The sequence below is a fragment of the Nonomuraea wenchangensis genome, from assembly GCF_900111685.1.
In the GTDB taxonomy this organism is placed as follows: domain Bacteria; phylum Actinomycetota; class Actinomycetes; order Streptosporangiales; family Streptosporangiaceae; genus Nonomuraea; species Nonomuraea wenchangensis.
In genome coordinates this window covers 26,320-52,053 of record NZ_FOHX01000015.1, presented here as the reverse complement: position 1 = coordinate 52,053, position 25,734 = coordinate 26,320, and the positions used below count along the sequence as shown (strand labels likewise).

Annotated in this window: 28 protein-coding genes; 9 read left to right on the top strand and 19 right to left on the bottom strand. The window is 71.8% G+C overall.

The window, feature by feature from the left end:
• Positions 1–45: 45 nt before the first annotated feature.
• From BMW85_RS34885 to BMW85_RS34845, 9 genes are all read right to left on the bottom strand, one after another.
• Complete coding sequence (locus BMW85_RS34885; protein WP_091090185.1) at positions 46–963, bottom strand: aminoglycoside phosphotransferase family protein; 918 nt, start codon at positions 961–963, stop codon at positions 46–48.
• On the bottom strand, positions 960–1,499 hold the full coding sequence (locus BMW85_RS34880) for a class F sortase (protein ID WP_177241038.1): 540 nt from the start codon (positions 1,497–1,499) through the stop codon (positions 960–962). The genes BMW85_RS34885 and BMW85_RS34880 overlap by 4 nt, the downstream gene beginning before the upstream one ends.
• Before the next feature lie 3 nt (positions 1,500–1,502).
• Positions 1,503–2,165, bottom strand: a complete 663-nt coding sequence (locus BMW85_RS34875) for a hypothetical protein (RefSeq protein ID WP_143082511.1) — start codon at positions 2,163–2,165, stop codon at positions 1,503–1,505.
• Between the two features lie 159 nt (positions 2,166–2,324).
• Positions 2,325–2,783, bottom strand: a complete 459-nt coding sequence (tsaE, locus tag BMW85_RS34870; RefSeq protein ID WP_091090179.1) for a tRNA (adenosine(37)-N6)-threonylcarbamoyltransferase complex ATPase subunit type 1 TsaE — start codon at positions 2,781–2,783, stop codon at positions 2,325–2,327.
• Between the two features lie 2 nt (positions 2,784–2,785).
• A complete protein-coding gene (locus tag BMW85_RS34865; RefSeq protein WP_091090176.1) occupies positions 2,786–3,835 on the bottom strand; it encodes an alpha/beta fold hydrolase in 1,050 nt (349 codons plus the stop codon).
• A 14-nt stretch (positions 3,836–3,849) separates the two neighbouring features.
• Complete coding sequence (gene alr, locus BMW85_RS34860; RefSeq protein WP_091090173.1) at positions 3,850–4,977, bottom strand: alanine racemase; 1,128 nt, start codon at positions 4,975–4,977, stop codon at positions 3,850–3,852.
• A 60-nt stretch (positions 4,978–5,037) separates the two neighbouring features.
• The gene (locus BMW85_RS34855; protein ID WP_091090170.1) at positions 5,038–6,504 is read right to left on the bottom strand and encodes an NAD(P)H-hydrate dehydratase; all 1,467 of its coding nucleotides are present in this window, start codon (positions 6,502–6,504) and stop codon (positions 5,038–5,040) included.
• A 21-nt stretch (positions 6,505–6,525) separates the two neighbouring features.
• On the bottom strand, positions 6,526–6,876 hold the full coding sequence (locus BMW85_RS34850; RefSeq protein WP_091090566.1) for a holo-ACP synthase: 351 nt from the start codon (positions 6,874–6,876) through the stop codon (positions 6,526–6,528).
• Between the two features lie 8 nt (positions 6,877–6,884).
• Positions 6,885–8,297: a PhoX family protein gene (locus BMW85_RS34845; protein WP_091090168.1), complete on the bottom strand. Its 1,413-nt coding sequence runs from the start codon at positions 8,295–8,297 to the stop codon at positions 6,885–6,887.
• A gap of 182 nt (positions 8,298–8,479) precedes the next feature.
• Here BMW85_RS34845 and coaA point away from each other — a divergent pair, with 182 nt between their 5' ends.
• Entirely contained in the window at positions 8,480–9,382 is a 903-nt protein-coding gene (gene coaA, locus BMW85_RS34840) for a type I pantothenate kinase (RefSeq protein ID WP_091090565.1), read from the top strand.
• Here the strand turns inward: coaA and BMW85_RS49935 are convergent.
• A complete protein-coding gene (locus BMW85_RS49935; RefSeq protein ID WP_177241037.1) occupies positions 9,354–9,491 on the bottom strand; it encodes a hypothetical protein in 138 nt (45 codons plus the stop codon). The two genes, coaA and BMW85_RS49935, sit on opposite strands and share 29 nt — an antisense overlap.
• Positions 9,492–9,566: 75 nt before the next feature.
• Here BMW85_RS49935 and BMW85_RS34835 point away from each other — a divergent pair, with 75 nt between their 5' ends.
• Genes BMW85_RS34835 through BMW85_RS34815 form a run of 5 tightly spaced genes read left to right on the top strand, consistent with a single transcriptional unit; the run spans position 9,567 to position 13,922 of the window.
• Positions 9,567–10,493, top strand: coding sequence for a DUF389 domain-containing protein (locus tag BMW85_RS34835; protein WP_091090166.1), 927 nt, complete (start codon positions 9,567–9,569; stop codon positions 10,491–10,493).
• 40 nt (positions 10,494–10,533) lie between these two features.
• A complete protein-coding gene (locus tag BMW85_RS34830) occupies positions 10,534–11,442 on the top strand; it encodes an ABC transporter ATP-binding protein (RefSeq protein ID WP_091090164.1) in 909 nt (302 codons plus the stop codon).
• Positions 11,435–12,295, top strand: coding sequence for an ABC transporter permease (locus BMW85_RS34825; RefSeq protein WP_091090161.1), 861 nt, complete (start codon positions 11,435–11,437; stop codon positions 12,293–12,295). Before BMW85_RS34830 ends, BMW85_RS34825 begins: the two co-directional genes overlap by 8 nt.
• Positions 12,292–13,209 (top strand): ABC transporter ATP-binding protein, encoded by a 918-nt coding sequence (locus tag BMW85_RS34820; RefSeq protein ID WP_091090159.1) that lies wholly within the window; start codon positions 12,292–12,294, stop codon positions 13,207–13,209. The genes BMW85_RS34825 and BMW85_RS34820 overlap by 4 nt, the downstream gene beginning before the upstream one ends.
• Positions 13,206–13,922, top strand: coding sequence for an ABC transporter permease (locus tag BMW85_RS34815; protein ID WP_091090157.1), 717 nt, complete (start codon positions 13,206–13,208; stop codon positions 13,920–13,922). The genes BMW85_RS34820 and BMW85_RS34815 overlap by 4 nt, the downstream gene beginning before the upstream one ends.
• 88 nt (positions 13,923–14,010) lie before the next feature.
• Here BMW85_RS34815 and glmM read toward each other — a convergent pair whose 3' ends face one another.
• From glmM to rplM, 3 genes are read right to left on the bottom strand one after another with little or no spacing between them, the layout of a single operon-like run.
• Positions 14,011–15,360, bottom strand: a complete 1,350-nt coding sequence (glmM, locus tag BMW85_RS34810; RefSeq protein WP_091090156.1) for a phosphoglucosamine mutase — start codon at positions 15,358–15,360, stop codon at positions 14,011–14,013.
• 1 nt (position 15,361) lies between these two features.
• Positions 15,362–15,880 (bottom strand): 30S ribosomal protein S9, encoded by a 519-nt coding sequence (rpsI, locus tag BMW85_RS34805; protein ID WP_091090153.1) that lies wholly within the window; start codon positions 15,878–15,880, stop codon positions 15,362–15,364.
• A gap of 27 nt (positions 15,881–15,907) precedes the next feature.
• Positions 15,908–16,351, bottom strand: coding sequence for a 50S ribosomal protein L13 (gene rplM / locus BMW85_RS34800; protein ID WP_091090151.1), 444 nt, complete (start codon positions 16,349–16,351; stop codon positions 15,908–15,910).
• Between the two features lie 370 nt (positions 16,352–16,721).
• On the opposite strand from rplM, the gene BMW85_RS34795 reads away from it, so the two are divergent.
• The 3 genes from BMW85_RS34795 to BMW85_RS34780 all read left to right on the top strand — a co-directional run bounded on the left by BMW85_RS34795 (position 16,722) and on the right by BMW85_RS34780 (position 21,375).
• Positions 16,722–17,429 (top strand): CAP domain-containing protein, encoded by a 708-nt coding sequence (locus tag BMW85_RS34795; RefSeq protein ID WP_143082510.1) that lies wholly within the window; start codon positions 16,722–16,724, stop codon positions 17,427–17,429.
• A 24-nt stretch (positions 17,430–17,453) separates the two neighbouring features.
• Entirely contained in the window at positions 17,454–18,428 is a 975-nt protein-coding gene (locus BMW85_RS49930; protein WP_177241036.1) for a hypothetical protein, read from the top strand.
• 559 nt (positions 18,429–18,987) lie between these two features.
• Positions 18,988–21,375, top strand: a complete 2,388-nt coding sequence (locus tag BMW85_RS34780) for a hypothetical protein (RefSeq protein WP_143082507.1) — start codon at positions 18,988–18,990, stop codon at positions 21,373–21,375.
• Here the strand turns inward: BMW85_RS34780 and truA are convergent.
• The 6 genes from truA to rpsM all read right to left on the bottom strand — a co-directional run bounded on the left by truA (position 21,340) and on the right by rpsM (position 25,561).
• Positions 21,340–22,239 carry a tRNA pseudouridine(38-40) synthase TruA gene (gene truA / locus BMW85_RS34775; RefSeq protein WP_091090139.1) on the bottom strand — a complete coding sequence of 300 codons (900 nt, stop codon included), beginning with the start codon at positions 22,237–22,239 and terminating at the stop codon, positions 21,340–21,342. The two genes, BMW85_RS34780 and truA, sit on opposite strands and share 36 nt — an antisense overlap.
• A gap of 76 nt (positions 22,240–22,315) precedes the next feature.
• Positions 22,316–22,864 carry a 50S ribosomal protein L17 gene (gene rplQ, locus BMW85_RS34770; protein ID WP_091090136.1) on the bottom strand — a complete coding sequence of 183 codons (549 nt, stop codon included), beginning with the start codon at positions 22,862–22,864 and terminating at the stop codon, positions 22,316–22,318.
• A 102-nt stretch (positions 22,865–22,966) separates the two neighbouring features.
• Positions 22,967–23,983 (bottom strand): DNA-directed RNA polymerase subunit alpha, encoded by a 1,017-nt coding sequence (locus BMW85_RS34765; protein WP_020542283.1) that lies wholly within the window; start codon positions 23,981–23,983, stop codon positions 22,967–22,969.
• A 97-nt stretch (positions 23,984–24,080) separates the two neighbouring features.
• Positions 24,081–24,707 (bottom strand): 30S ribosomal protein S4, encoded by a 627-nt coding sequence (gene rpsD, locus BMW85_RS34760; protein ID WP_091090134.1) that lies wholly within the window; start codon positions 24,705–24,707, stop codon positions 24,081–24,083.
• Between the two features lie 23 nt (positions 24,708–24,730).
• Positions 24,731–25,135: a 30S ribosomal protein S11 gene (rpsK, locus tag BMW85_RS34755; RefSeq protein WP_091090131.1), complete on the bottom strand. Its 405-nt coding sequence runs from the start codon at positions 25,133–25,135 to the stop codon at positions 24,731–24,733.
• 45 nt (positions 25,136–25,180) lie between these two features.
• Positions 25,181–25,561: a 30S ribosomal protein S13 gene (rpsM, locus tag BMW85_RS34750; RefSeq protein WP_020542286.1), complete on the bottom strand. Its 381-nt coding sequence runs from the start codon at positions 25,559–25,561 to the stop codon at positions 25,181–25,183.
• Between the last annotated feature and the right edge of the window lie 173 nt (positions 25,562–25,734).

Below are 25,734 nucleotides of genomic sequence, written 5' to 3'. Positions count from 1 at the left end.
GTCCGCCCCGCTCCGCGACGCCGTCCGCCCCGCTCCGTGACGCCGTCAGGCCCAGCCCGTACGCCGCCGCAGCCACTCCAGCGCGACCACGCCCTGCGCCCGCTGGAACTCCCGTACCGTCGCCAGCCCCGGCGGAGCAGGCTGCCGCGACTGCCTGGCCAGATATCCGGCCACCGCCGCGACCACGGCCGGCTCGGCGTCGGCGAACAGCTCCCACGGCGGCGGCCCGCCCTGCATCCCGACGGACGGCAGCATGCACAGCAGGTCGAACCAGGGCGCCGCCCGGCAGGCCCAGGGCCAGTCCACGACGAAGACGCGCTCGCCGGCCAGCAGGATGTTGTCGGCGCGCAGGTCGCCGTGCGCAAGGCTGTCGCCGGCCGCGGCCGACTCCCAGCCGGCCTCCAGCTCGGCCAGCTCGCCGAGGTGGCGCAGCGCCCACGGGTCGAGCCCGGCGGTGTCCTCCCCGGTGAGCCTGCGCCAGCCGTGGAAGGAGTCGCCGAAGATCTCGGCGACCGTCGGCGCGTCGGCGACGGGCGAGGGAGTCAGCGCCCGCGACATCCGCGCGAGCGCCTCAAGCACCAGGTCGAGCTGGTCGCGTCTCCAGGGCAGCTCGGGGTGCTCGCCCTCGACGTCCTCGAAGACCAGCGTCACCCAGCCGGCCACCTCGAACCCGGTCAGCAGCCGGGGCGCGGGCGCCGACTCCGGCAGGGCCGCGGCGATCCTGAGCTCGGCGCGGTAGATGTGCGGGGTGTCAGGGTTGGGCTCAGGACCGACGGTCTTGACGAAGGCCCGCCGGCCGTGCTCGGTGCGCACCCGTACGGCGGCCGCGGGCGAGAACCCGCCCTCCTGGGTGCGCGCCTCGGCCACACGCCCGCCGAGGAACTCCTCGACCGCCGCGCGGACCTCCTGGGGCACCCGCGACCAGGGCACCCGGCTGCCGCCGACGGCAGGAGGATGGCTCATGCACGTGAAGCGTAGACGATGACGTTGTCGAGGTACTCGCCGCGCGCGCGGTCGAACTCGCCGCCGCATGTGACCAGCCTCAGCCCGTCCTCCAGGTAGACCCGCCGGGTGGGGAAGCTGTCCTTGTGCACCTGCTCGATCGAGTCGACCTTGAACGTCACCGTCTTGCCGTCGCTGCGCCGCACCTTGACGGTCTGGCCCTTGCGCAGGTCCCTGAGCTTGTAGAACACGGCGGGGGCGGTCTTGGTGTCCACGTGGCCGATGATGACCGAGGCGCCCTTCTCGCCGGGCACGGCGCTGCCCTCGTACCAGCCGGCCGTCTTGGGCTTCTCGTACGGCGGCAGCTCGACGTCGCCGTTCTTGGCGAGGCCCAGCTTCATGAGCGGGGCCTCCAGGTCGATCGAGGGGATGTCGAGGCTCTCGGGCACGACGTTCGCGGCGGGCGTGGACGCCTGCTCCTGAGCCCCCTTGCCGAAGGCGAACAGCACCAGCCCCGTGACGACCCCCGCGACGACGACCCGTCCAGGTCGTGCCATCGTCTACGCCTTGCGCCGCTTGACCGCCCAGCCGATGCCCCCCGCGAGGGCGAGGCCGACCAGCACGCCCGCCGGGCCGAAGGGGATGGAGGAGCCCTCGTCCATGTCCTTGGCGTACGTGCCGCCGCCGCCCGCGCGGGGCGCCCGGGTAGGCACGTGGGTGGGCAGCGCCTCGCCGGCGACGACGCGCAGTTTGGCGCTGCCGGCGTCGTTGGTGCCGTCGCACTTGACGCTGACGGTGTAGGTGCCGCGCGGGACCGTTCCTGAGACCTGCGCGGAGCCGCGCACCCAGGGCGAGCCGGCCGCCGAGCCGGTGGGGGTCGGGGAGCCGGCGCCGGAGGGCACGGGGTTGAGCGTGGCGCCGCTGACGAACGCCCGGGACGTGGCGGTGCCGGTGTGGGCCGGGCCGCCGGTGGGGACGGGGCAGTTGGCGAGGATCCACACGGTGTTGGTCTGGCCCGCGGTGACCCGGTCTGGGTTGAGCTGGACCTGGATCTTGGGCCTGGTGCCCGTGGGCGCCGGGGTGCCGGTGGCGCTGGATAACGGCGTGCCCGGCGCGGTGGCCGTCGGGGTTGCCGTGGGTTCGGTCTCGGCCGAGGCTGTGCAGCCGGTCAGACCTACGATGACGAGAGCTCCCGCGTACGCGACACGCCTGACCCTGAGCACCGGCCGCACCCCACTTTGCCGTCTTGCCACCAGCATCCACCCATATCGTGGATGTCGCCCACCCTGATACCCAGAAATTCTGGGCGAATCCCTGCCAACGATCATGTCTTTGGCCCGGTACGTCAAGGGTGCCAGCTTTGCGGGGACGTGACCGGTGTTTTAGCCTTCGAGCCGATCAACCGGCGTGTCGGCCCATCGGGGCCCCACGGCGCGCACGGTGAGCACGCGGGCCTCGTCGCCGGCCTCGCGGTCGATGTGGATCTCCAGCCGGTCGTCGGCCAGGCCCTCGACCAGCCCTTCGCCCCACTCGACGACGGTGACGGACTCCTCCAGCGAGGCGTCGAGGTCGAGGTCGTCGACCTCCAGGTCGCCGCCCAGACGGTAGGCGTCGGCGTGCACGAGCGGCGGCCCCTGGGTCAGCGACGGGTGCACCCGGGCGATGACGAACGTGGGCGAGGTGATCGGGCCGCGTACTTTGAGCCCTTCGGCGATGCCCTGCACCAGTGTGGTCTTGCCGGCGCCGAGCGGCCCGGACAGCACGATCAGGTCGCCGGCCCGCAGGTGGGCCGCCAGGCGGGCGCCGAACGCGCGCATGGCCTCGGCGGTCGGGGCTCTCATCGTTACAGCTCCACCCTCTTGGCCAGGTCGCGCAGCGCGTCGTTGACCACGCCGGGACGTTCGAGCTGAAGCAGGTGCGAGGTGTCGGGCACCTCGGTCAGCTGGGCCTTGGGCAGCGCGGCCGCGATGGCCCTGCTGTGGTCGGGCGGGGTGAGCCAGTCGTCGTCGCCCACCATGATCGCGGTGGGCACGGAGTCGAGGACGTCCAGCGCGGCCAGTTTGTCGTGGTTCATCAGGGCCGGGTAGAAGTCGGCGAAGACCTCGGTGGGGGTGGCCCTGATCATCGACTCGGCGAAGTCGACGACGGTGGGGCTGACGTTCTTCGAGTCGCCGAAGCCCATGTGGCGGGTGATGAGGAAGGCGATGTCGCTGCCGACGCTGCGGGTGCGGTCGATGAGCGCGCCGCGCTTGCCCAGCATGGACACCGTGCCGGGCGCGACCTTGTGGACGACCTTGGACAGCATGGCCGGCAGGCCCAGCGTCAGCTCGGCCAGCTTGCCCGCCGAGGTGGCCAGCAGCGCCACGGCGCGGATCTTGTCGCCGAACAGCCCGGGGTGGCGGTCGGCCAGCGCCATGATCGTCATGCCGCCCATGGAGTGGCCGACCAGCACGCACGGGCCGGGCACGAACTCCTCGATCACCTCGGCCAGGTCGTCGCCCAGCCGGTCGATCATGCCGTCGTCGGCCTGGGCGCGCTGCGAACGGCCGTGGGAGCGCTGGTCCCACAGCACCAGCCGGTAGTTGTCCCGCAGGTCCTTGCGCTGGTAGTGCCAGGACTCCATGTTGAGGCAGTAGCCGTGGCAGAACACGATGGTCAGCGGCGCGTCGTCGGGGCCGTCGAGCTCGACGTGCAGCGCCACGCCGTCGGAGGTGATGTGCGTGCGCTCCCTGCCCCGCAGCTCGCCGAACGGCTCGCTGGCCTCGGTGTCGGGGCGCAGCCTGATCCGGCCGACCGCGTAGCGCTTGGCCATGGCCGCCGCCGCGACCCCCGCCGACGCCGCGCCGACGAGCGCGCCGGCGATCCCGAACCTGCGCCGTGTTGTCGTCGTCATCTCCCCGATCCTTCTCAAGCGCCCGTGCTCACGTGGACCCGCGGCACCCGCGAGCCGATCCTGGTCACGATCTCATGCGTGATCGTGCCGAGGGTATCGGCCCACTCCTGAGCGGTCGGCTCGCCCCCGTCGCCCGGGCCGAACAGCACCACCTCGTCGCCGGCGGCGAGCAGGTCGTCACCTAGGTCGATCATGAACTGGTCCATGCACACGCGGCCCGCGACCCGCCTGCGCCGCCCGCCCGCGAGCACCTCGGCTCTTCCCGTGGCGTGCCGGAGTATGCCGTCGGCGTAGCCGAGAGGGACGAGCGCCAGGTGGGTCTCGCGCTCGGTGGTGTAGAGGTGGCCGTAGGAGACCCCGGAGTCCTGCGGGACCCGCTTGACCAGCGCGGCCTGCGCCACCAGGGTCATCGCCGGGCGCAGGCCGAAGTCGCCCTGCTCGGGGATCGGGCTGAGGCCGTACATCGCGATGCCCGAGCGGACCAGGTCGTAGCGGGCCTCGGGCAGCGTGAGCGCGGCGGCGGAGTTGGCGAGGTGCCTGATCACGTGCGAGCCGGCCGCGCCCGCCTGCTCGGCGAGCTTCAGCGCCGTCTGGTAAGCCTCCAGCTGCTGCTGCACCGACGGATGGCCCGGGATGTCGGAGCAGGCGAAGTGCGACCACAGGCCGACGATCTCGACGGCCCCCTCGGCCTGCAACTCCAGCGCCCTGGCCAGCAGCCCCGGCCAGGCGGCCAGCGGAGCGCCGCCCCTGCTCATGCCGGTGTCGGCCTCCAGGTGCAGCCGCGCGGTGCGGCCGGTGCGGCGCGCGGCGGCGGCGATCTCGTCGAGCAGCCGCACGTCGGCGGCCGACAGCTCGACGTCGTGCGTCAGCGCCTCGTCGAGCGGCTCGCCCGGGGTGATGAGCCAGGCGAGGACCGGCGCGGTCACGCCGCCCGCGCGCAGCTCCAGCGCCTCCCTGACGAACGCGACGCCGAGCCGGCTCGCGCCGCCCTCCAGCACCGCGCGCGAACAGGGGACCAGCCCGTGCCCGTAGGCGTCGGCCTTGACGGCGCCCATCAGCTCGGCGCCCGTGCGCTCCCTGAGCAGGGCGACGTTGTGCCGGATGGCGGCCAGATCGACGCGTGCCTCCGCGGGCGTGGCCATCGAGGAGTACATCCTTCTAGTGTGGCAGCTCACGGGCGTGGTCGAGCGCGTTTTTCACCCTCAGGCGCCCCCTGCCTTCTCCCCTCCTGCCGTCACCGCGCGGATGGCGGCGGGCACGGCGGTGGCGACGTCCGCGGCGGTCAGCGGGGCGCCGTCGGCGGCCAGCCGGCCGGCCAGCCCGTGCAGATAAGCCGCGCACGATCCCGCGTCGTACGCCCCGAGCCCCTGGGCCAGCAGCGCGCCCGCCACGCCGGACAGCACGTCGCCGGTGCCGCCGGTGGCCAGCCAGGAGGTGCCGGTCGGGTTGACCCGGACCGGCCTGGACTCCTCGGCCACGACCGTGGTCGAGCCCTTGAGCAGCACGGTCACGCCCAGCTCGGCCGCCGCCGCGCGGGCGTGCTCCAGCCGGGCCGCCTCGATGTCCGCGCGCTCGGCCCGGATCAGCCTGGCCAGCTCGCCGGCGTGCGGGGTGATCAGCGTGGGCGCGGTGCGGCGCAGCAGCGAGCGGTCGCGCGCGACCACGGTCAGCCCGTCGGCGTCCACGAGCACCGGCAGACCGGTGCCGAGCACCTGGGCGGCCAGCTCGTGCGCCCAGTCGCCGGTGCCGAGCCCCGGCCCGAGCACCCATGCCTGCACCCGTCCGACGTCCTCGACGGTCGGCCGGTCGAGCGTGGTGATCACGGCCTCCGGCCAGGCGGCGCGGACCTGCGCCACGGGCGCGGCCGGCCCGGCGTAGCGGACCATCCCGGCCCCGGCGCGCAGCGCCCCGCCCACGGCCAGCACGGCCGCGCCCGTGTAGAGGTCGCTGCCGGCCAGCACGCCGAGCACGCCTCTGCGGTATTTGTCGGACTCCTGGCCGGGGTGCGGCAGCAGGTCCTCCACGTCGCCGCCGGTGAGCGCGGCCACGTCGGGGTCGGGCAGGCAGGGGCCGAGCCCGATGTCCACCAGCTCGACCCGGCCGGCGTGCCAGGCCCCCGGATCGACCAGCAGGCCGGTCTTGATCGCGCCCATGGTCACGGTCACCAGGGCGCGCACGGCCGCGCCCCGGACGCGGCCGGTGCTCGCGTCCACGCCGCTCGGCACGTCCACGGCGACGACGGGGGCGCGGGCCGCGTTCGCCGCCTCGGCCAGCGCCGCGTACGGCTCCCGCAGCGCCCCCGACACCCCGATCCCGACCATCCCGTCCATGATCAGGTCGGCCCGCGGGAGCGCGCCGGGCCCGGCCACCCGCCCGCCGGCCCGCAGCAGCGCGGCCAGCCCCGCCTCGTGCGCCTTCGACCCGGCGAGTATCGCCTCCACCCGCGCCCCGCGCCGCGCCAGCCGCTCGCCCGCGTAGAGCGCGTCGCCGCCGTTGTCGCCGCTGCCGACGAGCAGCACAACGCGGCTGCCGTAGACGCGGCCGAGCAGTCCCGCGCAGGCGGCGGCGAGCCCGGCGGCGGCCCGCTGCATGAGCGTGCCCGGCGGCAGCCCGGCCATGAGGACGTGCTCGGCGGCGCGGATCTGGTCGGCGGTGTAGGCGGTGCGCATGATCCGAAGCTATCCCCCGCGCTATCCCTCGGCGATCACATAGGCCACGGCCACGCCCGCGTCGTGGCTGAGCGAGACGTGCCAGCGCTTGACGCCCAGCTCGTACGCCACCTCGGCGACCCGCCCGGTCACCCGCAGCTCGGGCTTGCCCAGCTCGCCGCGGCAGACCTCGGCCTCCCGGTGCCCCAGCCCCCGGGGCGCGCCCAGCGCCTTGGCCACGGCCTCCTTGGCGGCGAACCTGGCGGCCAGCGACGGCGCGGGCAGCGCCTGCTCGTCCTCGGTGAACAGCCGCTCGCGCAGACCCGGGGTGCGTTCGAGCGCCCGCTCGAAGCGGGAGATGTCCACCACGTCCACGCCGATGCCCAGGATCATGCCGTCCATTAGAACAGCCCGCGCTCCCAGGGACCCCAGATGGCGAACGACCTGCCCTGCTTGGCCTGCACGTTCACGTAGAGCGTGTGGCCGCCGGGCCCGAAGGTGCTGCCCGCGAACTCGGCCCCGGGATCGCCGGCGATGGGCGCGAGCCGGCAGAAGTCGAACAGCTTCCCGGCCTTGGTCAGCCCGCGCAGGTAGTTGTCGCCGTCGCCGTCCTCGCACAGGACGAGCGTGCCGCGCCTGCTCACCGTGATGTTGTCGGGCAGGTCGAGGACGGACGCGCGCGGCGACTCGTAGACCAGCCTGAGCGTGCCGCTCCAGGTCTCGTACGCCCACACCTGGCCGCGGCCCTTGCCGAACCCGTCGGGCATGGGGTCGGCCGGCGAGGTGTCGCCGCCCTGCGTGGAGACGAAGTAGACCACGCCCTGGTGATAGACCGCGCCCTCCAGCCTGGCGAAGATCGCCGCGCCCTTGGCCCGGCCCTGGCGGCCGACGGCCTGGACCGCCTCGTCGTAGGCGGGCCGCCCGCGGAAGCCGGGGTCGGGGTCGTCGATGTCCACCCATTCCGTGGGGTACGCGGCCCCCGGCCGCTGCCCCAGGGACAGGTCCGCGCGTTCGGCGTCCGCGACGGCCAGCATCTGCAGCCGCCCGCCGTCGAGCAGTTTGCCGGCCAGCACCGGGTGCTTGGGCGGCAGGTAGCGGTAGAACCCGGACGGATGGGCGAAGTTGTCCTCGGTGAGGTAGATGGCGCCGGAGGAGGGGTCGAAGGCGGCCGACTCGTGCGCGAAGCGGCCCGCCGCCCGGATGGGCCTGGCCGTCGCGGCGCGGTCGAGCGGCACCTCGAAGATGTAGCCGTGCTTCTGGGTGAGCCGGGCGTTGCCCTCGCCGCCGGGCGCGTCGGCCACGTCGGGGCCGTTGACGGTCTCCTCGCAGCTCACCCAGGCCCGCCAGGCCATGGGCCCGCCCGAGCAGTTGAGCATGGTGCCGGTGAGCGACGGGGTGGCGCGGATGACCTCGCCCTGGCGGGTGACGCGGAGGGTGGAGGTGCCGCCCCCGGCCATCGGGTCGTAGGCGCGCTCGCGGTCGCCGAACGCGCCGACCGCCCCGCCGATCTCGTGGTTGCGTACGAGGATCGCGCTGCCGCCGGGCCCGGAGAAGGCGGCCATGCCGTCGTGCCGGCCGGGCACCTCGCCGCCGTCGCTGAACTTCTCGCCCGCGGCGCTGAACGAGCGGTAGCGGAAGCCTTCGGGCAGGTGCAGGCGCACCTTGCCGTCGCGCAGGTCGCGGGCGGGGCGCAGCGGGCCGTAGCCGCTGGGCGCGGGCTGGGCGCCGCCCTGGCGTCCCGCGCAGGCGACCCCGGCGAACGGCCCGGCGACGCCGGCGGCGGTCATGGCGGCGAGGAAGCGGCGACGGTCCACGCCACGAGAGGCTAGTCGCCTGCCAACCCTTGCATAACGATTTCGCCGAATCGATCATAGTTCCCCGAACTGGCTCTCGATAATCCCCATGTTTTATCCACAGGCTGTGGACGCCGAACCAGGGGCCGCCCATGATCCCCTTTGCGGCGCATCGCTACGCTGCCTAGGTGAACAACGGCTACGTGGAACTGAGCAGGGAGCAGTGGAGCGAGCTCCGCAAGAACACGCCCTTGACTCTCACCGCCGAAGAGCTGGAAGAGCTGCGCGGTCTGGACGACCCCATCGACCTGACCGAGGTCACGGACATCTATCTACCGCTGACCCGGCTGCTCAACCTGCACTTCACCGGATCCAAGCAACGCAGCAGCGTGCTGAGCGCGTTCCTCGGCCATCCCGAGGAACGGGTGCCGTACATCCTGGGCATCGCCGGGAGCGTCGCGGTGGGCAAGTCCACCACGGCGCGGCTGCTGCACACGCTGCTGGCCCGCTGGCCCGAGCATCCGCATGTGGAGCTGGTCACCACCGACAGCTTCCTCCACCCCAACGCGGTGCTGGAGGCCAAGGGGATCATGCACCGCAAGGGGTTCCCCGAGAGCTATGACCGGCGGGCGCTGGTCAGGTTCGTGGCGGAGGTCAAGGCTGGGGCGGCCGAGGTGCGGGCGCCCGTCTACAGCCACCTTGAGTACGACATCGTCCCCGGCGCGGTCCAGACCGTGAAAAAGCCCGACATCCTCATCATCGAAGGACTCAACGTCCTGCAGCCCGCCCCGCCCACCTCCCTCGCCGTCAACGACTACTTCGACTTCTCCATCTACGTGGACGCCAAGGTGGAGAGCATCCGCACCTGGTACGTCGAACGTTTCCACAAGCTGCGCCGCACCGCCTTCGAGGACCCGAAGTCGTACTTCCGGCACATCGCCGAGCTCTCCCACGACGAGGCCACCGCCTTCGCCGTGAACGTCTGGCGCGACATCAACGAGCGCAACCTGGTCGAGAACATCGCCCCCACCCGGGGCCGGGCCGACCTCGTGCTCAAGAAGGGCGTCGACCACGCCATCAGGCGGGTACGGCTTCGCCGGATCTGAACGCCACCTCCCCGAACAGGTAGAGGGCGAACCTGCCCCCGCACTCCTGGTCGTCGAGATCGGCGAACCAGCACTCTTCGCCGTGTTCGTGGCATCTGTACCGGATCATGGCAGGGAGCTTCCGGCATAAGTATCAAAACCCCGTCAACGTCCGATCGACGCCGCGATCGATCACAATGGGCTCGTGCTGCATCTGCGCTTGATCAGCCCGGCCTCCCGCACCGACGAGGTGACGGCGGTGCTGGAGGACTGCCCCGGCGTCACCAACATCGTCGTCCTGGCCGGCGCGGGCCGCGTACCCCGAGGTGACGTCATCCTCTGCGACGCGGCCCGCGAGTCGGCCAACGAGGTGATCGGCCGCCTCGGCTGGCTCAGGAGCGAGGGCTCGATCGCGGCCGAGCGGGTCGACCTGTCGCTGTCCGAGGTCGCCGACGAGGCGGTCGAGGAGGCGCCCGGCGAGCCCGACGACGCGGTCATCTGGGAGGAGCTGGCGCAGCGGGTGTGGGCCGACTCCCGCATGACGTGGTCGTACCTCACCTTCTTCGTCATCGCCACCATGCTGTCGGGCGTCGCCGTGCTGCAGAACTCGCCGATCCTCATGGTCGGCGCGATGGTGCTCGGGCCCGAGTTCGGCGCGATCGCCGCCATCTGCTTCGGCCTGCTCAACCGGCACTGGCACCTCATCGTCGCCTCCCTGCGCACGCTGGTGATCGGCTTCCTCGTGGCCATCGTCGTCACCTTCGCCTGCACGCTGGCCATCCACCTGCTCGGCTGGATCGACATCGGCAATCTGCGGAGCAACGCCGAGGTGCAGTTCATCGTCAAGCCCGACCGGTGGTCGCTGATCGTGGCGCTGCTGGCGGGCGCGGCCGGGGTGCTGTCCGTCACCGCCGGCAAGTCATCGGCCCTGGTCGGCGTGTTCATCTCGGTCACCACGGTCCCGGCGGCCGGTTACGCCGCCGTGGCCCTGGCGCTTGCCGACTGGAAGGAGGTCGCGGGCTCGGTGTCCCAGCTCGCGGTCAACATCCTCGGCATGGTGATCGCGGGCACCGTCACCCTGCAGATCCAGCGCAGATTCTGGCCTCAAGTAGGACGACGTTCATCCGTTTGACCGAGGCCACGGCGCGGGCCGCCCAGGTAGGGTCCGGCTCATGCACATCCTCGCCACCGAGGGGCTGACCAAACGTTTCCCCACCGTCACAGCGGTCGACCAGCTCACGGTCACCGTCGGGCCCGGCGTCACCGGGCTGGTGGGGGCCAACGGCGCGGGCAAGTCGACGCTGATCAAGATCCTGCTCGGCCTGCTGCCGCCCAGCGGCGGCACGGCCCGCGTACTCGACCTGGACGTCACCTCCCAGGGCGCAGGGATCCGCAGGCTCGTCGGTTACATGCCCGAGCACGAATGCCTGCCCCCCGACGTCTCCGCCACCGAGCTGGTGGTCCACCTCGCCCAGATGTCCGGGCTGCCGCGTACGGCCGCCCGCGAGCGCGCCGCCGACGTGCTGCGCCACGTCGGCCTCGCCGAAGAGCGCTACCGCCCGATCGGCGGCTACTCCACCGGCATGAAGCAGCGGGTCAAGCTGGCCCAGGCGCTCGTCCACGACCCCAAGGTGGTCTTCCTGGACGAGCCCACCAACGGCCTCGACCCACGTGGCCGCGACGAGATGCTGGCGCTCGTCCGGCGCATCGGCACCGAGTTCGGCATCAGCGTGGTGGTCACCTCCCACCTGCTGGGCGAGCTCGAACGCATCTGCGACCACGTCGTGGTCATCGACGCCGGGCGGCTGCTGCGCTCGTCGGCCATCGGCGAGTTCACCCAGAGCACGCAGACCGTCACCGTCGAGGTCGACGAGGGCATGGAGGCGCTGGCCGCCCGCCTGTCCGAGACCGGGCACACCGTCTCGCCGCAGGGGCGGCTGCTGGTGGTGCAGGTGCGGGGGCCGGAGACGTACGACGCCGTCCGCGACGCCGCCGCCGACCTCGACCTGTGCCTGATCCGGCTGGAACAGGGCCGCCACCGCATCGAGGACGTCTTCAGGGAGGAGGTGGCGCATGTCTGAGATCTACGACATCGGCTACCGCCACTACGACGGGCCCCGGCTCGGCCGCGCGCACTCGTTCCGCGCGCTGGCCGTGCACAGCCTGCGCGGGATCTTCGGCATCGGCCGTCCGGCGCGCAGCAAGATCGTGCCGTTCGCGCTGGTCGCCATCATGCTGATGCCCGCCGTGGTGAGCATCGCCCTCATGGCCCTGATCAAGGAGCGCGGCATCGCCTACAGCGCGTACGCGGTGATCATGCAAGCCGTGGTGGCCATCTTCCTGGCCTCGCAGTCGCCCACCGTGGTCGCGCCCGACCTGCGCCACCGCGTGCTCCCGCTCTACCTGTCACGGCCGGTCTCGGTCGCCGACTACGTTGCCGCCAAGGTCGCGGCCATGACCGTGGCGGTGTTCGCGCTCGTCGCGGTGCCCCTCACCCTCATGTACGTGGGCGAGGTGGTCGTGGACCTGCCGGGCGACCCGGCCACCGGCGAGTACGCAGGCTCGATCCTCATGGCGCTGGCGCTGGCGCTGCTGCTGGCGGCGTTCGGGCTGGCGCTGGCCTCGTTCACGCCGCGGCGCGGGCTCGGCGTGGCCTCGGTGATGGTCGTCTACCTGCTGTCGTCCGCGTCCGTGCCCATGGTCTACGGCACCCTCTACTCGACCGGCAACGAGGCCGCGGCCTCCTGGGCGTGGCTGCTCAACCCGTTCTGGCTGGTCGACTCCGTACAGTCCTGGTTGTTCGGCACTCCGCCGCACTCCATCGAGGGCGCCGCCTACCCCAGCGGCCCTGCCTCGCTGGCGGTCCTCGTCCTGCTGATCGCCGCCGGCCTCGGCGCGCTCGCGCTGCGCTACCGGAAGGCGGCCGCCCGATGAAGATCGAGCTCTCCCAGGTGTCCCGCTGGTACGGCAACGTTGTCGCCGTCAACGACGTGACGATGACGATCGGCCCCGGCGTCACCGGCCTGCTCGGCCCCAACGGCGCCGGCAAGTCGACGCTCCTGCACATGATGGCGGGCTTCCTGGCCCCGTCGGGCGGCACGGTCACGCTGAACGGCGACCGCGTCTGGAAGAACCACCAGATTTACCGAAATATCGGTCTGGTCCCCGAACGTGAGGGTGTCTACGGCTTCCTCACCGGCTGGCAGTTCGTCCTGTCCGCCGCCCGGCTGCACGGCCTGTCCGACCCCGAGCAGGCCGCCCGCAAGGCCCTCGCCACGGTCGAGATGGAGGAGCCGAAGGACCGGCGGGTGGAGACGTACTCGAAGGGCATGCGCCAGCGCGTCAAGGTCGCCGCCGCGCTCGTCCACGACCCGCCCGTGCTGCTGCTCGACGAGCCGTTCAACGGCATGGACCCGCGCCAGCGCCTGCACCTCATGGACCTGATCAGGGCCATGGGCACGGCCGGCAAGACCATCCTGTTCAGCTCGCACATCCTGGAGGAGGTCGAGCGCGTCGCCCAGCACATCGAGGTGCTGGTCGCCGGCCGGCACGCCGCCTCCGGCGACTTCCGCGACATCCGCCGGCTCATGACCGACCGCCCCCACCTGTTCATGATCCGCTCCAGCGACGACAGGAAGCTCGCCGCCGCCCTCATCCGCGACCCCTCGGCCGGCGGCATCACGCTGCGCCCCGACGGCCTGGAGGTCCAGGCGACCGAGTTCCGGCGCTTCGCCCGCCTGCTGCCCAAGCTCGCCCAGGCCGAAGGTGTCCGCCTGCACCAGGTCTCCCCCGCCGACGAGGACCTGGAGAGCGTCTTCTCCTACCTGATCAACAGGAGCACCGGATGAACACCGTCGTCGCGGCCATCACCTACCGCGCCCTGCTCGGGCGGCGGCGGATCGTGCTGCTCCTGCTGCTGCCCCTCGCCCTGATCGCGCTCGCGGTGCTGTTCAAGCTGGTCGGCGAGGGCGACCAGCGCACCACCGTCCTGCTGCTGCAGAGCTTCGCGCTCAGCACCATGCTGCCGCTGCTCGGCCTGATCGCCGGCACCGGCGTCATCGCCCCCGAGATCGACGACGGCACGATCATCCACCTGATGTCCAAGCCGATCTCCCGCCCGGTCATCATCCGGACGAAGTTCGTGGTGGCCGTCTCGCTGCTCGCGCTGTTCGCGACCGTCCCGACGTACGTCGCCGGCTGGCTCCTCGTCGGGAACGAGGCCGGCATCGCGGCCGGGTTCGCCGTCGGCGCCCTGGTGGCGGGCATCGCCTACGCGGCGCTCTTCCTGCTGCTCGGCGTCATCACCCGGCACGCGGTCACGATCGGCGTCATCTACGCCCTGGTCTGGGAGAGCCTCGTGGGCAACCTCGTCCCGGGCGCCCGCCGGTTCTCCATCCAGGCGTGGGGCCAGTCCGTCGCCGGACAGATCACCGACTCCCCGTTCTTCCGTACGGACGTCACCCTCGGCTTCGCCGTCCCCGCCCTGATCATCGTCACCCTCGCCGGCGTCTTCTGGGCCGGCCGCCGTCTGCGCGGCTACTCCTTGACCGGAGACGAATAATCTCCGGACTCCTGGGCAGAGCCAAGAGTCCAGGGGTACGAGAAGGGCCCACGGGAACGCTCCCCGTGGGCCCTTCTCATTTCGTCCCTCAGTTGCCGCAGGCCCTGCGGACCACGTCGGCGAGGCGGTTGGCCACCTGGGTGGCGTGCTCCTCCGACGCGGCCTCGACCATGACCCTGATCATCGGCTCGGTGCCGCTCGGCCGGATCAGCACCCGGCCGGTCTCCCCCAGCTCCGCCTCGGCCGCCCGCACGGCGGCCGTCAGCTCGTCGACGCCGGCCTTGGCCTTGTCGACGTCCTTGACGTTGATGAGGATCTGCGGCAGCGGCGTCATCACCGCGGCCAGCTCCTTCAGCGGCACGCCCGCCTTCGCCACCACGCCCAGCAGGTGGAGGGAGGTGAGCAGGCCGTCGCCGGTGGTGGCGTGGTCCAGCATGATCACGTGGCCCGACTGCTCGCCGCCGAGGTTGTAGCCGTCGGCCTTCATGCGTTCGAGCACGTAGCGGTCGCCCACCGCGGTCTCCACCACGGAGATGCCCGCCTCGCGCATCGCCAGCTTGAAGCCCAGGTTGGACATCACGGTCGCGACCACGGTGTCCTTGGCCAGCAGGCCCTCGTCGTGCATGGCGCCGGCCAGGATCGCCATGATCCGGTCGCCGTCCACGATCTCGCCCGTGTGATCGACGGCGAGGCAGCGGTCGGCGTCGCCGTCGTAGGCCACGCCCATGTCCGCGCCGCGCGAGACGACCACCTGGCGGATCCGGTCGAGATGGGTAGAGCCGTAGCCGTCGTTGATGTTGAGACCGTCGGGGCGGGCCCCGATGGCCTCGACACGGGCACCGGCCCGCACCAGCGCCTCCGGGGCCACCATGTGGGCGGCGCCGTGGGCGCAGTCGACGACCACGCTGAGCCCGTCGAGCGGGTGGTTCATCGTGGTCAGCACGTGCGAGATGTAACGGTCGGCCTCACCGTAGGCGTCGCGCACCCGGCCCACGCCGGAGCCGACCGGGAAACCCCACTCCTCGCCGAGCCGCCGGTCGATCTCGTCCTCGACCGCGTCGGACAGCTTGAAGCCGCCGCGGGCCAGGAACTTGATGCCGTTGTCCGGCGCCGGGTTGTGCGAGGCCGACAACATGACGCCGAGGTCGGCGCCGAGCGCGGCCGTGAGGTGGGCGACGGCGGGCGTGGGCAGCACCCCGAGCCGCAGCACGTCCACCCCGGACGCCGCGAGGCCGGCGACCACGGCCGCCTCGAGGAACTCCCCCGAGGCGCGCGGGTCCCGGCCCACCACCGCCACCGGGTGACGCCCGGTGGCGGCGAACGCGCCTGCATCGCCGAGGACGTGGGCCGCCGCCACAGAAAGATCCATGGCGAGCTGGGCCGTGAGATCGCGGCCCGCGACCCCTCGTACCCCGTCGGTGCCGAAAAGGCGCGCCAATTTAGCGCTTGCTGTACTGCGGAGCCTTGCGGGCCTTCTTGAGGCCGTACTTCTTCCGCTCCGTGGCGCGGGCGTCACGGGTGAGGAAGCCGGCCTTCTTCAGCGGCGGGCGGTTGACCTCGACGTCCAGGATCGCCAGCGCGCGGGACAGGCCCATGCGCAGCGCACCGGCCTGGCCGGTCACGCCGCCGCCGTCGATGCGGGCGATGACGTCGAACGCCTCCTCGGCGCCGAGCACGACGAAGGGCTCGTTGACGATCTGCTGGTGGACCTTGTTCGGGAAGTAGACGTCCAGCGAACGGCCGTTGATCGTCCACTTGCCGGTGCCGGGGACGATGCGTACGCGGGCGATCGCCTCCTTGCGGCGACCGGTGCCGTACGAGTTGCCCGTGGTGACGGGCTTACGCACAGGCGCGTCGGCGCTGGCGGTGGACTCGGTGGTGTACTCGGAAGGGAAGTCCTCGCCGGAGAACTCCTCCAGCTCGGCCTCGACCGTCTCGACACCAGTGGGCTCAGCCACGGTTCTCCTCTAAATCTTTCGGAACTACTACTGGGCGATCTGGGTGATCTGGAACGGCTCGGGCTTCTGCGCCTGGTGCGGGTGCTCGGCGCCCGCGTAGACCTTCAGCTTCTTCGCCATCTTCCGGCCGAGGGAGTTCTTGGGCAGCATGCCCTTGACGGCCTTCTCGACGGCCTTCTCCGGCCGCTTCTCCATGAGCTCGCCGTACGAGACGGAACGCAGACCGCCCGGGTAGCCCGAGTGGCGGTACGCCTTCTTCTGCTCAAGCTTGTTGCCGCTCAGCGCGATCTTGTCCGCGTTGATGACGATGACGAAGTCACCGGTGTCGACGTGGTTGGCGAAGATCGGCTTGTGCTTGCCGCGGAGCAGGGTCGCGACGTGGCTGGCCAGCCGGCCCAGCACGACATCGGTCGCGTCGATGACGTACCACTGACGCTGGACGTCGGCGGGCTTCGGTGAGTACGTGCGCACGGTCGTAGCCTTCTTTATGCTCGCGTCTTCGGCGCTGTCGGATGCGACAGCAGCATTGGTCGGTCGGTGCGGGCACACGGCAGCCCGGACCTTCCGTCTCCTCGCTACGGGAGATGACGCCGGACGCGCCGCGCATTGGTCACGCGGGACCTATGCACACAACGAACGATTAGGTTACCCGCCCACCTGTCTGCAGGTCAAAAGACCGGTACCCGCGGAAGAGTCTACCCGACTCAGAACGGTTCGATTTCGTTTCCCTGGGACCCCTTCTTTCCCACGACCTTTCATCCCTATCGTTGTTTGCGGTATGTGGCAGACCTCTCACACCCGGCCATCCCAGCGGGGCGCTCGGCGCCGGAGCCATCTGGGAGTGTTGACCTGCCTCATGCTCGCCGTGCTGTTCACGGGGGTGCTGATCGGTCGATTGACGGACGATCAAGAGTCCGACCCCCACATCTACCTCAACGGCACCGCCCCGCCCGCCGCGGCCACGGCCAATCCCGCGCCGACCCTGGAGAAGAAGGCGTACCAGCAACTCGAGAGCATCCCGCGCGAGGTCACGACCAACCGGCTCCCTGGCGGCGCGACCCCCAAGCCCACCGCCTCGCGCCCCAACGGCGAGATCCCCGGCTTCTTCGACAGCCAGGGCGACCCCACCCAGGTGCTCGGCGGCGACGAGGGCGCCGAGGTGGCGCTGATCCCCGGCCTCGCCGGGCGTGTCGTCACGCTCACGAACGCGGCCAGAGCCAGGCGGGGCTGCGGGCCGCTGCGGGTGGACTCCGGCCTGACCCGCTCGGCTCGTACGCACGCGCTGGAGATGGCCCGTACCGGCCGGCTCACCCACAACTCCCCTGGCGGCGACTCCCCCTGGGACCGCATGGAACGCGCCGGATACCGCTACGGCGCGGCCGAGAACATCGGCGCCGGCTACAGCACGGCCGAGGAGGCGGTGCGCGGCTGGCTCGACAGCGCCGACCACCGCAGGAACATCCTCGACTGCCGGCTGAAGGCCATCGGCGTCGGCGTCGCCTCCGGCCCCGACGGCCCTTGGTGGACCCAGGACTTCGGAACTCAGTGAGCCACGTCGCGGTAATGTCGCCGCATGGGTTTTCCCGAGCAGCCTGAGAACGCCCAGGAGCGCGCGCCGCGACGTTCGCGCCGCGCCCGCCCCTTCGACGACGCCGCCCCCGCGCCGCAGCCGATCCCCGGCGGACCTGGCGCCCCCGGCGCCTTCGGCGCGCCCGGCGGCCCCGGCGACGCCGGCGCTCCCGGCGACCCCGGCGCGGAGGCCGGCGGCGAGCCCGCTTCCGGCGCGATCACGCAGGTCAACAGCAGGATCGGCTGGAGCCCCTACGACGAGGGGCCGCGCTCGCGCGCGCCGCTGTGGGCCGCGATCGGCGGCGTCCTGCTGCTCGGCGCGCTCGGCGGCGGCATCGCCCTGATGTGGAACGCGGGCGGCCCCACCAGCGCCGAGACCGCCGAGCCGCAGCGCACCTCGGCCCCGCTGCCGTCCGTGCCGCCCGGCAAGTACGGCTACGCCGAGAACCGCTCGACCGACCCCGACCCCATCTCGGTCAAGGAGGTCTTCGGCAAGAAGCGGAAGTTCACCGCGGCCGGCCGCGGCTACGAGATGACGATCACCAGCAAGGACAAGAAGTGCACCGACGGCGCACTCGGCGACAAGCTGCAGAAGGCGCTCAAAGCCGCCAAGTGCACGCAACTCGTCCGGGCGAGCTTCCGCGACAAGGCGGGCACGGTGATCGGCACGGTCGGCCTGGCCAACCTCTCGACCGGCAAGAACGCCGGCAAGGTGGCCAAGGTCAGCGACGAGCACAACTACGTGAAGCCGCTGACCGGTAAGGACAGTGTCACCAAGTTTCTAGGGTCGGGCAGCGGCGGGGCGCGGATCTGGACCCACGGCCACTACGCGATCCTCGTCTGGTTCCAGAACAAGGACGGCACCAAGCCCGATTCCAAGGGACAAAAGCGCATTTCGCAGGCGATTGACGACATCACGAAGACGACGGTCTTCAAGGCTCTGGACAACCGGACGCTGACCGGCAGCGCGTTGACGTAACCCGTCTTCTGCCGTCTTAACCGCCCAAACGGGATGCCCGCTGTCTCTGGGAACGCCCATACCGACGTAACGATCTCGCCTCTCTCGCTAGGCTCCCCCTATGCGTGGTCAGGAACCCGGGTCTGAACACGATCGCAAGGGCACCGGCAACACTGCCCGACCTGCGACGCCGCCGCCTAGCTTCGGCCAGACCAACGGGCGAGCCCTTCCGCCGGCGCTCTCCTCCCCAGCGGAGGAGCCCGGCGACGAGACCGTGTCCGTCGTCCCCCCGATCCTCGGGTCCGTACCCACCGAGCCGCCGTCGGGGGCAGGGGGCGCCGTACAGCCGTGGGAGGTGCCGGCGGGCGCCGGCACACCGTACGACTGGTACGCCGACCACGCCGACGCCGACCCCCCATCCCACACCCCCCGCCACCCCGCCCCTCCCACCCCACCCGACCCCGGCCCCAGCCCTGCGCAGTCTGGCCCTGGCCCTGTCCAGCCCGGTCCTGGCCCTGGCCCTGTCCAGCCTGGGCCGGTCCAGCCCGGTCCTGGCCCTGTCCAGCCCGGCCCCGACCCTGTGCAGTCCGGCCACGGCGCCGCTCACCCCAGCGCTGACGCCACCCAGTCCGGCTACGGCACCGCCCAGCCCGACCCCGGCGCCGCTCACTTCGGTCACTTCGGCTCCGACCAGCCTCATTACGGCCTGAACCAGCCCCACCCTGGTGCCACGCAATCCGGGCCCGCCGCCCAGCCGCACTCCGGCTACGGTCGCTCGGCCCACTCCGGCGCCAACCCGTACCCCGGCCCCTCCCAGGCCGCCGGTGCCCCGGAGCACCCGCCGACGGTGCCGTACCCGGCCCAGCAGCCGAGCGGCCCGCAGCCCACAAGCGGACCGCACACCTCCTACCCGCCCGCGATGGAGCAGGCCCCCGGCGCGGAGACGGCATACCCACAGGTCAGTGGCCCACAGCCCGTTCCTCCGCATCCCGCCTCCCCGCACGGCGCTTCCCCGTACGGCGGCTCTCCGGATGCCGCTTCTCCGCAGGCCCCTGGGCCGCAGCCCGGGCAGCCGACCGCCGACACCCCGTGGGTCGGGCCGCTCCAGGCGGACCTCCAGGGCGTGATCGGCCGCCTGCCCGCCGAAGGCGCACCCTGGCCGTCCCCCGCCCCCCAGCAGCCGGCCGCGCAGGACCTTCCGTCCTGGCCCGTGGATCCCGCCGTACCCGGTGTGCCCCCGTGGGAGCCGCCTCCCGCGTTCACCGCCGCGGCGGCGGGCATGCCCGTATGGCCGGCCCCGCCCTCCGACCCGCGTGCCATGCCCCCGTGGCCCGCCGCCACCGGAGAGCTGGTGGCCGAGCCCGACGAGCCTCAACCGACCGCCTTCGCCGCCGACGCCACCGACCCGGAGGGCATCGTTCGCCCACCCCACCACGTCGCCGCGCCCACCCCGGACCAGCTCCAACAGCCTGGCCACCCACAGGGCCCGAGCCACGTACAAGGGCTGAGCGACCCGCAAGGACCGAGCGGTCCGCACCCCGTCCAGGGGCCCGCCGGCCTCTCACAGCCCGCCACCGGCGGGAACACCGCCTTCCCCGCCACCGCCCCGGGCATCTCCACACCCGGACCGGGCGCCCCGGTCCCGGGCCAGAACGCCTCCGCGCCCGGTGACGACCCCCGGCAGGGGGGCGGCGCGCCCACCGACCCGGACGCCACCCGTCCCGGCGCTGTCCCCGTTCCCCCCGAGGGTCCTGGCCCGCACCCCTCCGGCGACGCCCGGCAGAGCGGCGGGCACGCGATGCCCCTCGCCGCCCCCGTGGCCGAGGCCGAGGAGACCCGCCCCGCCCCCGCCCACCAACCGCCCGCGATCACCCCCTCCGGAGCACCCGCCGAGTCCCAGGACGCCGACAGCCCGCACGACGACCAGCCGCCCGCCACCCCCTTCGACCCGAACGCCCCCACCCCGGTCCGCCCCGCCGAGCCAGGGGACGTCCCTGTCTGGCCGCCGCTCCCGCCGGGCGCGACCGGCACGACGGCCCCGCAGAGGATCCCCGACCTGCCCTTCTCCCGCGACACCTGGGGCCAGCGCCAGTCCACCAGCCTGGACCTGCCGACCCCGCCCCACGGCCTGGCGGCCACCACGGCGGGCGGCCCGGCGTTCCCGCCGGGGGCGTTCAAGCAGGCCCCGTTCCAGATCCCGCCCCCGCCCCCACCCCCGTCAGGCGGCGGGAAGCGGGCGCTGCTGGTCACCCTGGGCGCCCTCGCCCTGGTGGGCGTCGCCACCGGCGGCTTCTTCGCCTATCAGGCGGTGAGCGACCCCGCCCCCACCACGGCCGCCGCCCGCACCGGGCCCCCGTCCGGCCCGGACGGGCAGGGCCAGGGTCAGGGGCAAGGGCAGCCCCAGCAGACGGCGCTCAGCAGCGAGGACCCGGGCGCGTCCGTTCTCGACTCGGAGCAGAGCGACCCGCAGAAGTTGTCGCTGTCGGAGGCGTTCCCGAAGAAGAAGGTGAGCGCGGCGGGCACGACGTTCAAGCGGGTCAAGGCCGGCATGGAGACGACCTGCGACAAGGCCGCCGTGGGCGCCTTCGCCGACGCGCTGAAGGCGCAGAGCTGCACCCGCGTCCTCCGCGCCACCTACGTGGACAGCAAGAAGCGTTACGCGGTCACCACGGGCATCGCGGTCCTGCCGACCAGGGACGCCGCCACCACCGTCGACCAGTCGAAGGACCTGGGGAAGAACAGCTGGTTCCGCCCGCTTCCCGGCCCCGAGGGCTCGGGCGGCGATCGGGTGCAGATCGCCGGCGGGTACGCGGCCGGCCTCGTCTGGGGCCGCTACATCGTCTTCAGCTACGCCACGTACGCCGACGGCCGCACCCCGACCGACAAGGAGAAGACGCTGCCGAAGGTCAGCGGCGCCTTCCGCGACCAGACCTCACTCGTCCTGGAGCGCCGCGTCACCGGCGGCTGAGGCCGCGTCACCGGTGACCGGCAGGGTGCGCACCCGCCGCGTGGCCGCCGCCCGCGCGGCGAGCTCGGCGTCCGGCGGGTAGCCCACCTCCTCCAGGCACAGCCCGTGGGCGGGTGCGACGTGCACGCCCGAGTCGCGTACGGCCCGGACCAGCACCTGTCCGGGCCAGTCCACCGGCCGCCGCCCGTCGCCGGCCGCCAGCAGCGACCCGACCAGCGCCCGCACCATCGAGTGGCAGAACGCGTCGGCCACGACGGTGGCCACCAGCACGCCGCCGGGCTCCCGGGCCCAGTCGAGCCGGCGCAGCTCCCGGATGGTCGTGGCGCCCTCGCGTTTCTTGCAGAAGGCCGCGAAGTCGTGCTCGCCGAGCAGCCGGGCCGCCGCCGCGTTGAGCGCGTCGAGGTCGAGGGGCCGGTTGTGCCAGACGATCTCGTGCCGCCGCAGCGGGTCCACGCCGCCGGCCGTGTCGCACACCCGGTACGCGTACCGCCGGAACGTCGCCGAGAACCGGGCGTCAAAGCCCTCAGGAGCCACGCTGACGCGATGAACCCGTACATCGAGGGGCAGAACCCCGCCCAGCCGCCGCACGAGCGCAGCGAGCCGCTCCGCCACGCCGAGCGGCCCCCGGTTGCCGTCCAGCTCGGCGAGGGCGTCGTCCGGCACGTCCAGATGGGCGACCTGGCCGCGGGCGTGCACCCCGGCGTCCGTCCGCCCGGCCACGGTCAGCGTCGCGGGCTCGCCGAGGCGCAGGATCCGGCCGAGCGCCTGTTCGAGCTCGCCCTGGACCGTACGCCGGCCGGGCTGCCGGGCCCAGCCGGAGAACTCGCTCCCGTCGTACGCGAGGTCGAGGCGGAGCCGTACCACGATGAACCCTCCCTGAGAGAGCAAAGGGCCCGGCCCCCGTGGAGGGGTCCGGGCCCGATGCGTCCTGCCTGAAAGATCAGGCTTCGTCCTTCTTCTCCGCGCTCTCGGCGGCCTGAGCCTCCGGAGCCTCGGCGGCCTCGGCCTTGGGCTCCTCGGCGGCCTCAGCCTCGGCGGCCTCAGCGGCCTCGGCCTTCGGGGCCTCCTCGGTCGCCGGAGCGGCGGCCGGGGCAGCGGCGGCCTCGGTGCGGCGCGTCGTGACGCCGTTCAGCGGCTCGGTCACCAGCTCGATGATCGCCATGGGGGCGTTGTCGCCCTTACGCGCACCGATCTTGGTGATCCGGGTGTAGCCACCGGGACGCTCGGCGAACGTCGTCGCGATCTCGGTGAAGAGGTGGTGAACGACGCCCTTGTCCCTGACGACGGTCAGGACCTGGCGACGGTTGTGGATGTCGCCCTTCTTCGCCTTGGTGATCAGGCGCTCCGCGACCGGACGCAGGCGCTTGGCCTTCGCGACCGTCGTACGGATCTTGCCGTGCCGGAACAGGTCCGTCGCCAGGTTGGCCAGGATCAGCCGCTCGTGCGCCGGGCTGCCGCCAAGACGGGCACCCTTGGTGGGCTTGGGCATGGGATTCTCTCCTCGGAGTCAACCCGCCCCGGCCGTGCCAGGTACCGGAGTCGGGCCGCCAGGCCCCCTGTTCGCCAGGGGGCCCGCGCTATCAGTGTGTGATCAGTACTGCTCGGTCTCGACGTACGCGCTGTCGTCGTCGTCGTAGCCGCCGCCGGCCACCGCGCTCGGGTCGAACCCGGGCGGGGAGTCCTTGAGCGACAGCGACATCTCGTGCAGCTTCTGCTTGACCTCTTCGATCGACTTGGCGCCGAAGTTGCGGATGTCGAGCAGGTCCTGCTCGCTCCGCGCGACGAGCTCGCCCACGGTGTGGATGCCCTCGCGCTTGAGGCAGTTGTACGAGCGGACGGTGAGGTTGAGCTCCTCGATCGGCAGCGCCAGGTCGGCCGCCAGGGCGGCGTCGGTGGGCGACGGGCCGATGTCGATGCCCTCGGCCTCGACGTTGAGCTCACGGGCCAGGCCGAAGAGCTCGACGAGGGTCTTGCCGGCGGAGGCCACCGCGTCGCGGGGCTTCATGGCGGGCTTGGTCTCGACGTCGAGGATGAGCCGGTCGAAGTCGGTCCGCTGCTCGACTCGGGTGGCCTCGACCTTGTAGGTGACCTTGAGCACCGGGGAGTAGATCGAGTCGATCGGGATGCGACCGATCTCCTGGCCCGGCTGCTTGTTCTGGGCGGCGGAGACGTAGCCGCGGCCGCGCTCGACGGTCAGCTCCATCTCCAGCTTGGCCTTGCCGTTGAGCGTGGCGATGCGCAGCTCGGGGTTGTGCACCTCGACACCGGCCGGAGGCGCGATGTCGGCGGCGGTGACCTCACCCGGGCCCTGCTTGCGGAGGTACATCACGACCGGCTCGTCGTGCTCCGAGGAGACGACCAGCTCCTTGAGGTTGAGGATGATGTCGGTGACGTCTTCCTTGACCCCGGGAACGGTCGAGAACTCGTGCAGCACGCCCTCGATGCGGATGCTCGTCACGGCCGCGCCCGGAATGGACGACAGCAGCGTGCGACGCAGCGAGTTGCCGATGGTGTAACCGAAGCCCGGCTCCAGCGGCTCGATCACGAACCGGGACCGGGTGTCGTCGAGCGACTCTTCCAGGAGAGTCGGGCGCTGAGCGATCAGCATGTGCGGGTTCTCCCCTTTTTCGTGTGGCGCCCGCTATATGACACCACTCCGATGAAAAGCGTAGCCGAGGTACGGCGAACCGCACCTCGGCCAAGGCTCACTTCGAGTAGTACTCGACGATGAGCTGCTCCTGGACCTGGGTGTCGATCTGCTGCCGGACGGGCAGCTGGTGCACCAGGACGCGGAGCTTGTCCGGCACGACCCCGAGCCAGGCCGGGATCGTACGGTCGCCGGCCGTGGCCCGCGCGACCTCGTACGGCATGAGGTTGCGCTTGTTCTCGCGGACCTCGATGATGTCGTGCTCGCGCACCAGGTAGGACGGGATGTCGACCTTCTTGCCGTTCACCAGGATGTGCCCGTGACGGACCTGCTGGCGGGCGGCGTCGCGCGACTGGGCGAAGCCGGCGCGGTAGACCACGTTGTCCAGGCGGCTCTCCAGGATCTGGAGCAGCACCTCACCGGTCTTGCCGGACTTGCGGGAGGCTTCCTCGTAGTAGTTGTGGAACTGCTTCTCGAGGACGCCGTAGATGCGGCGGGTCTTCTGCTTCTCGCGAAGCTGAAGCTGGTACTCGGTCTCCTTCGGACGTCCGCGGCCGTGCTCACCCGGCGGGTACGGACGGATCTCGATGGGGCACTTGGCGGATTCGCACTTGCTGCCCTTGAGGAAGAGCTTGGTCTTCTCGCGGCGGCAGAGCTTGCAGTCCGCGCCCGTGTAACGAGCCATGTGTCTCTATCTCCTGCGCTATCTCAGACGCGGCGGCGCTTGGGCGGCCGGCAACCGTTGTGCGGAACCGGGGTGACGTCCTGGATCGAGCCCACTTCGAGGCCGGTGGCCTGCAGCGAGCGGATCGCGGTCTCACGGCCGGAGCCGGGACCCTTGACGAAGACGTCGACCTTGCGCATGCCGTGCTCCATGGCGCGGCGGGCGGCGTTCTCGGCGGCCATCTGGGCGGCGAACGGGGTGGACTTGCGGGAGCCCTTGAAACCCACGTGGCCGGCGCTGGCCCAGGAGATCACGTTCCCGGTGGGGTCGGTGATCGAGACGATCGTGTTGTTGAACGTGCTCTTGATGTGGGCGTGCCCGTGAGCGACGTTCTTCTTCTCCTTGCGGCGCACCTTCTTCGGGGCGCCCTGACGGCTCTTAGGAGGCATTGTTTGCCGTTACTCCTGAGGTCTTCGGTCCAGCGGCTGCGAGGACTACTTCTTACCGGGCTTCTTCTTGCCGGCGACGGTCTTCTTCTTGCCCTTACGGGTGCGCGCGTTGGTCTGCGTGCGCTGACCGTGCACGGGCAGGCCCTTGCGGTGCCGGATGCCCTGGTAGCAACCGATCTCGATCTTGCGACGGATGTCGGCCTGGACCTCGCGGCGCAGGTCACCCTCGATCTTGAAGTTCGCCTCGATGTAGTCACGCATCGGGACGAGCTCGGTGTCGCTGAGCTGGTGGACACGAAGGTCCCCGCTGACACCGGTGGCCTCGAGGATCTCCTGGGCGCGGGTGCGGCCGATCCCGTAAATGTAGGTGAGAGCGATCTCCAGCCGCTTGTCGCGGGGGAGGTCGACGCCAACCAGGCGAGCCATGGTCGGGCATTCTCCTTTTCTGTGGCGGAGGTCTTGCGCCGCACTTCCCCTCCCCATGCCCGGGGTGAGGGCCCCGGCCTCCGACCGGGGGTCTCCTGAGTGGTTCGACCGGAGGTCGCCTGCTCAGGCGTGAAACGCGCTAACTGACTGGAGGCTCCTCATGCGTCGAGCCC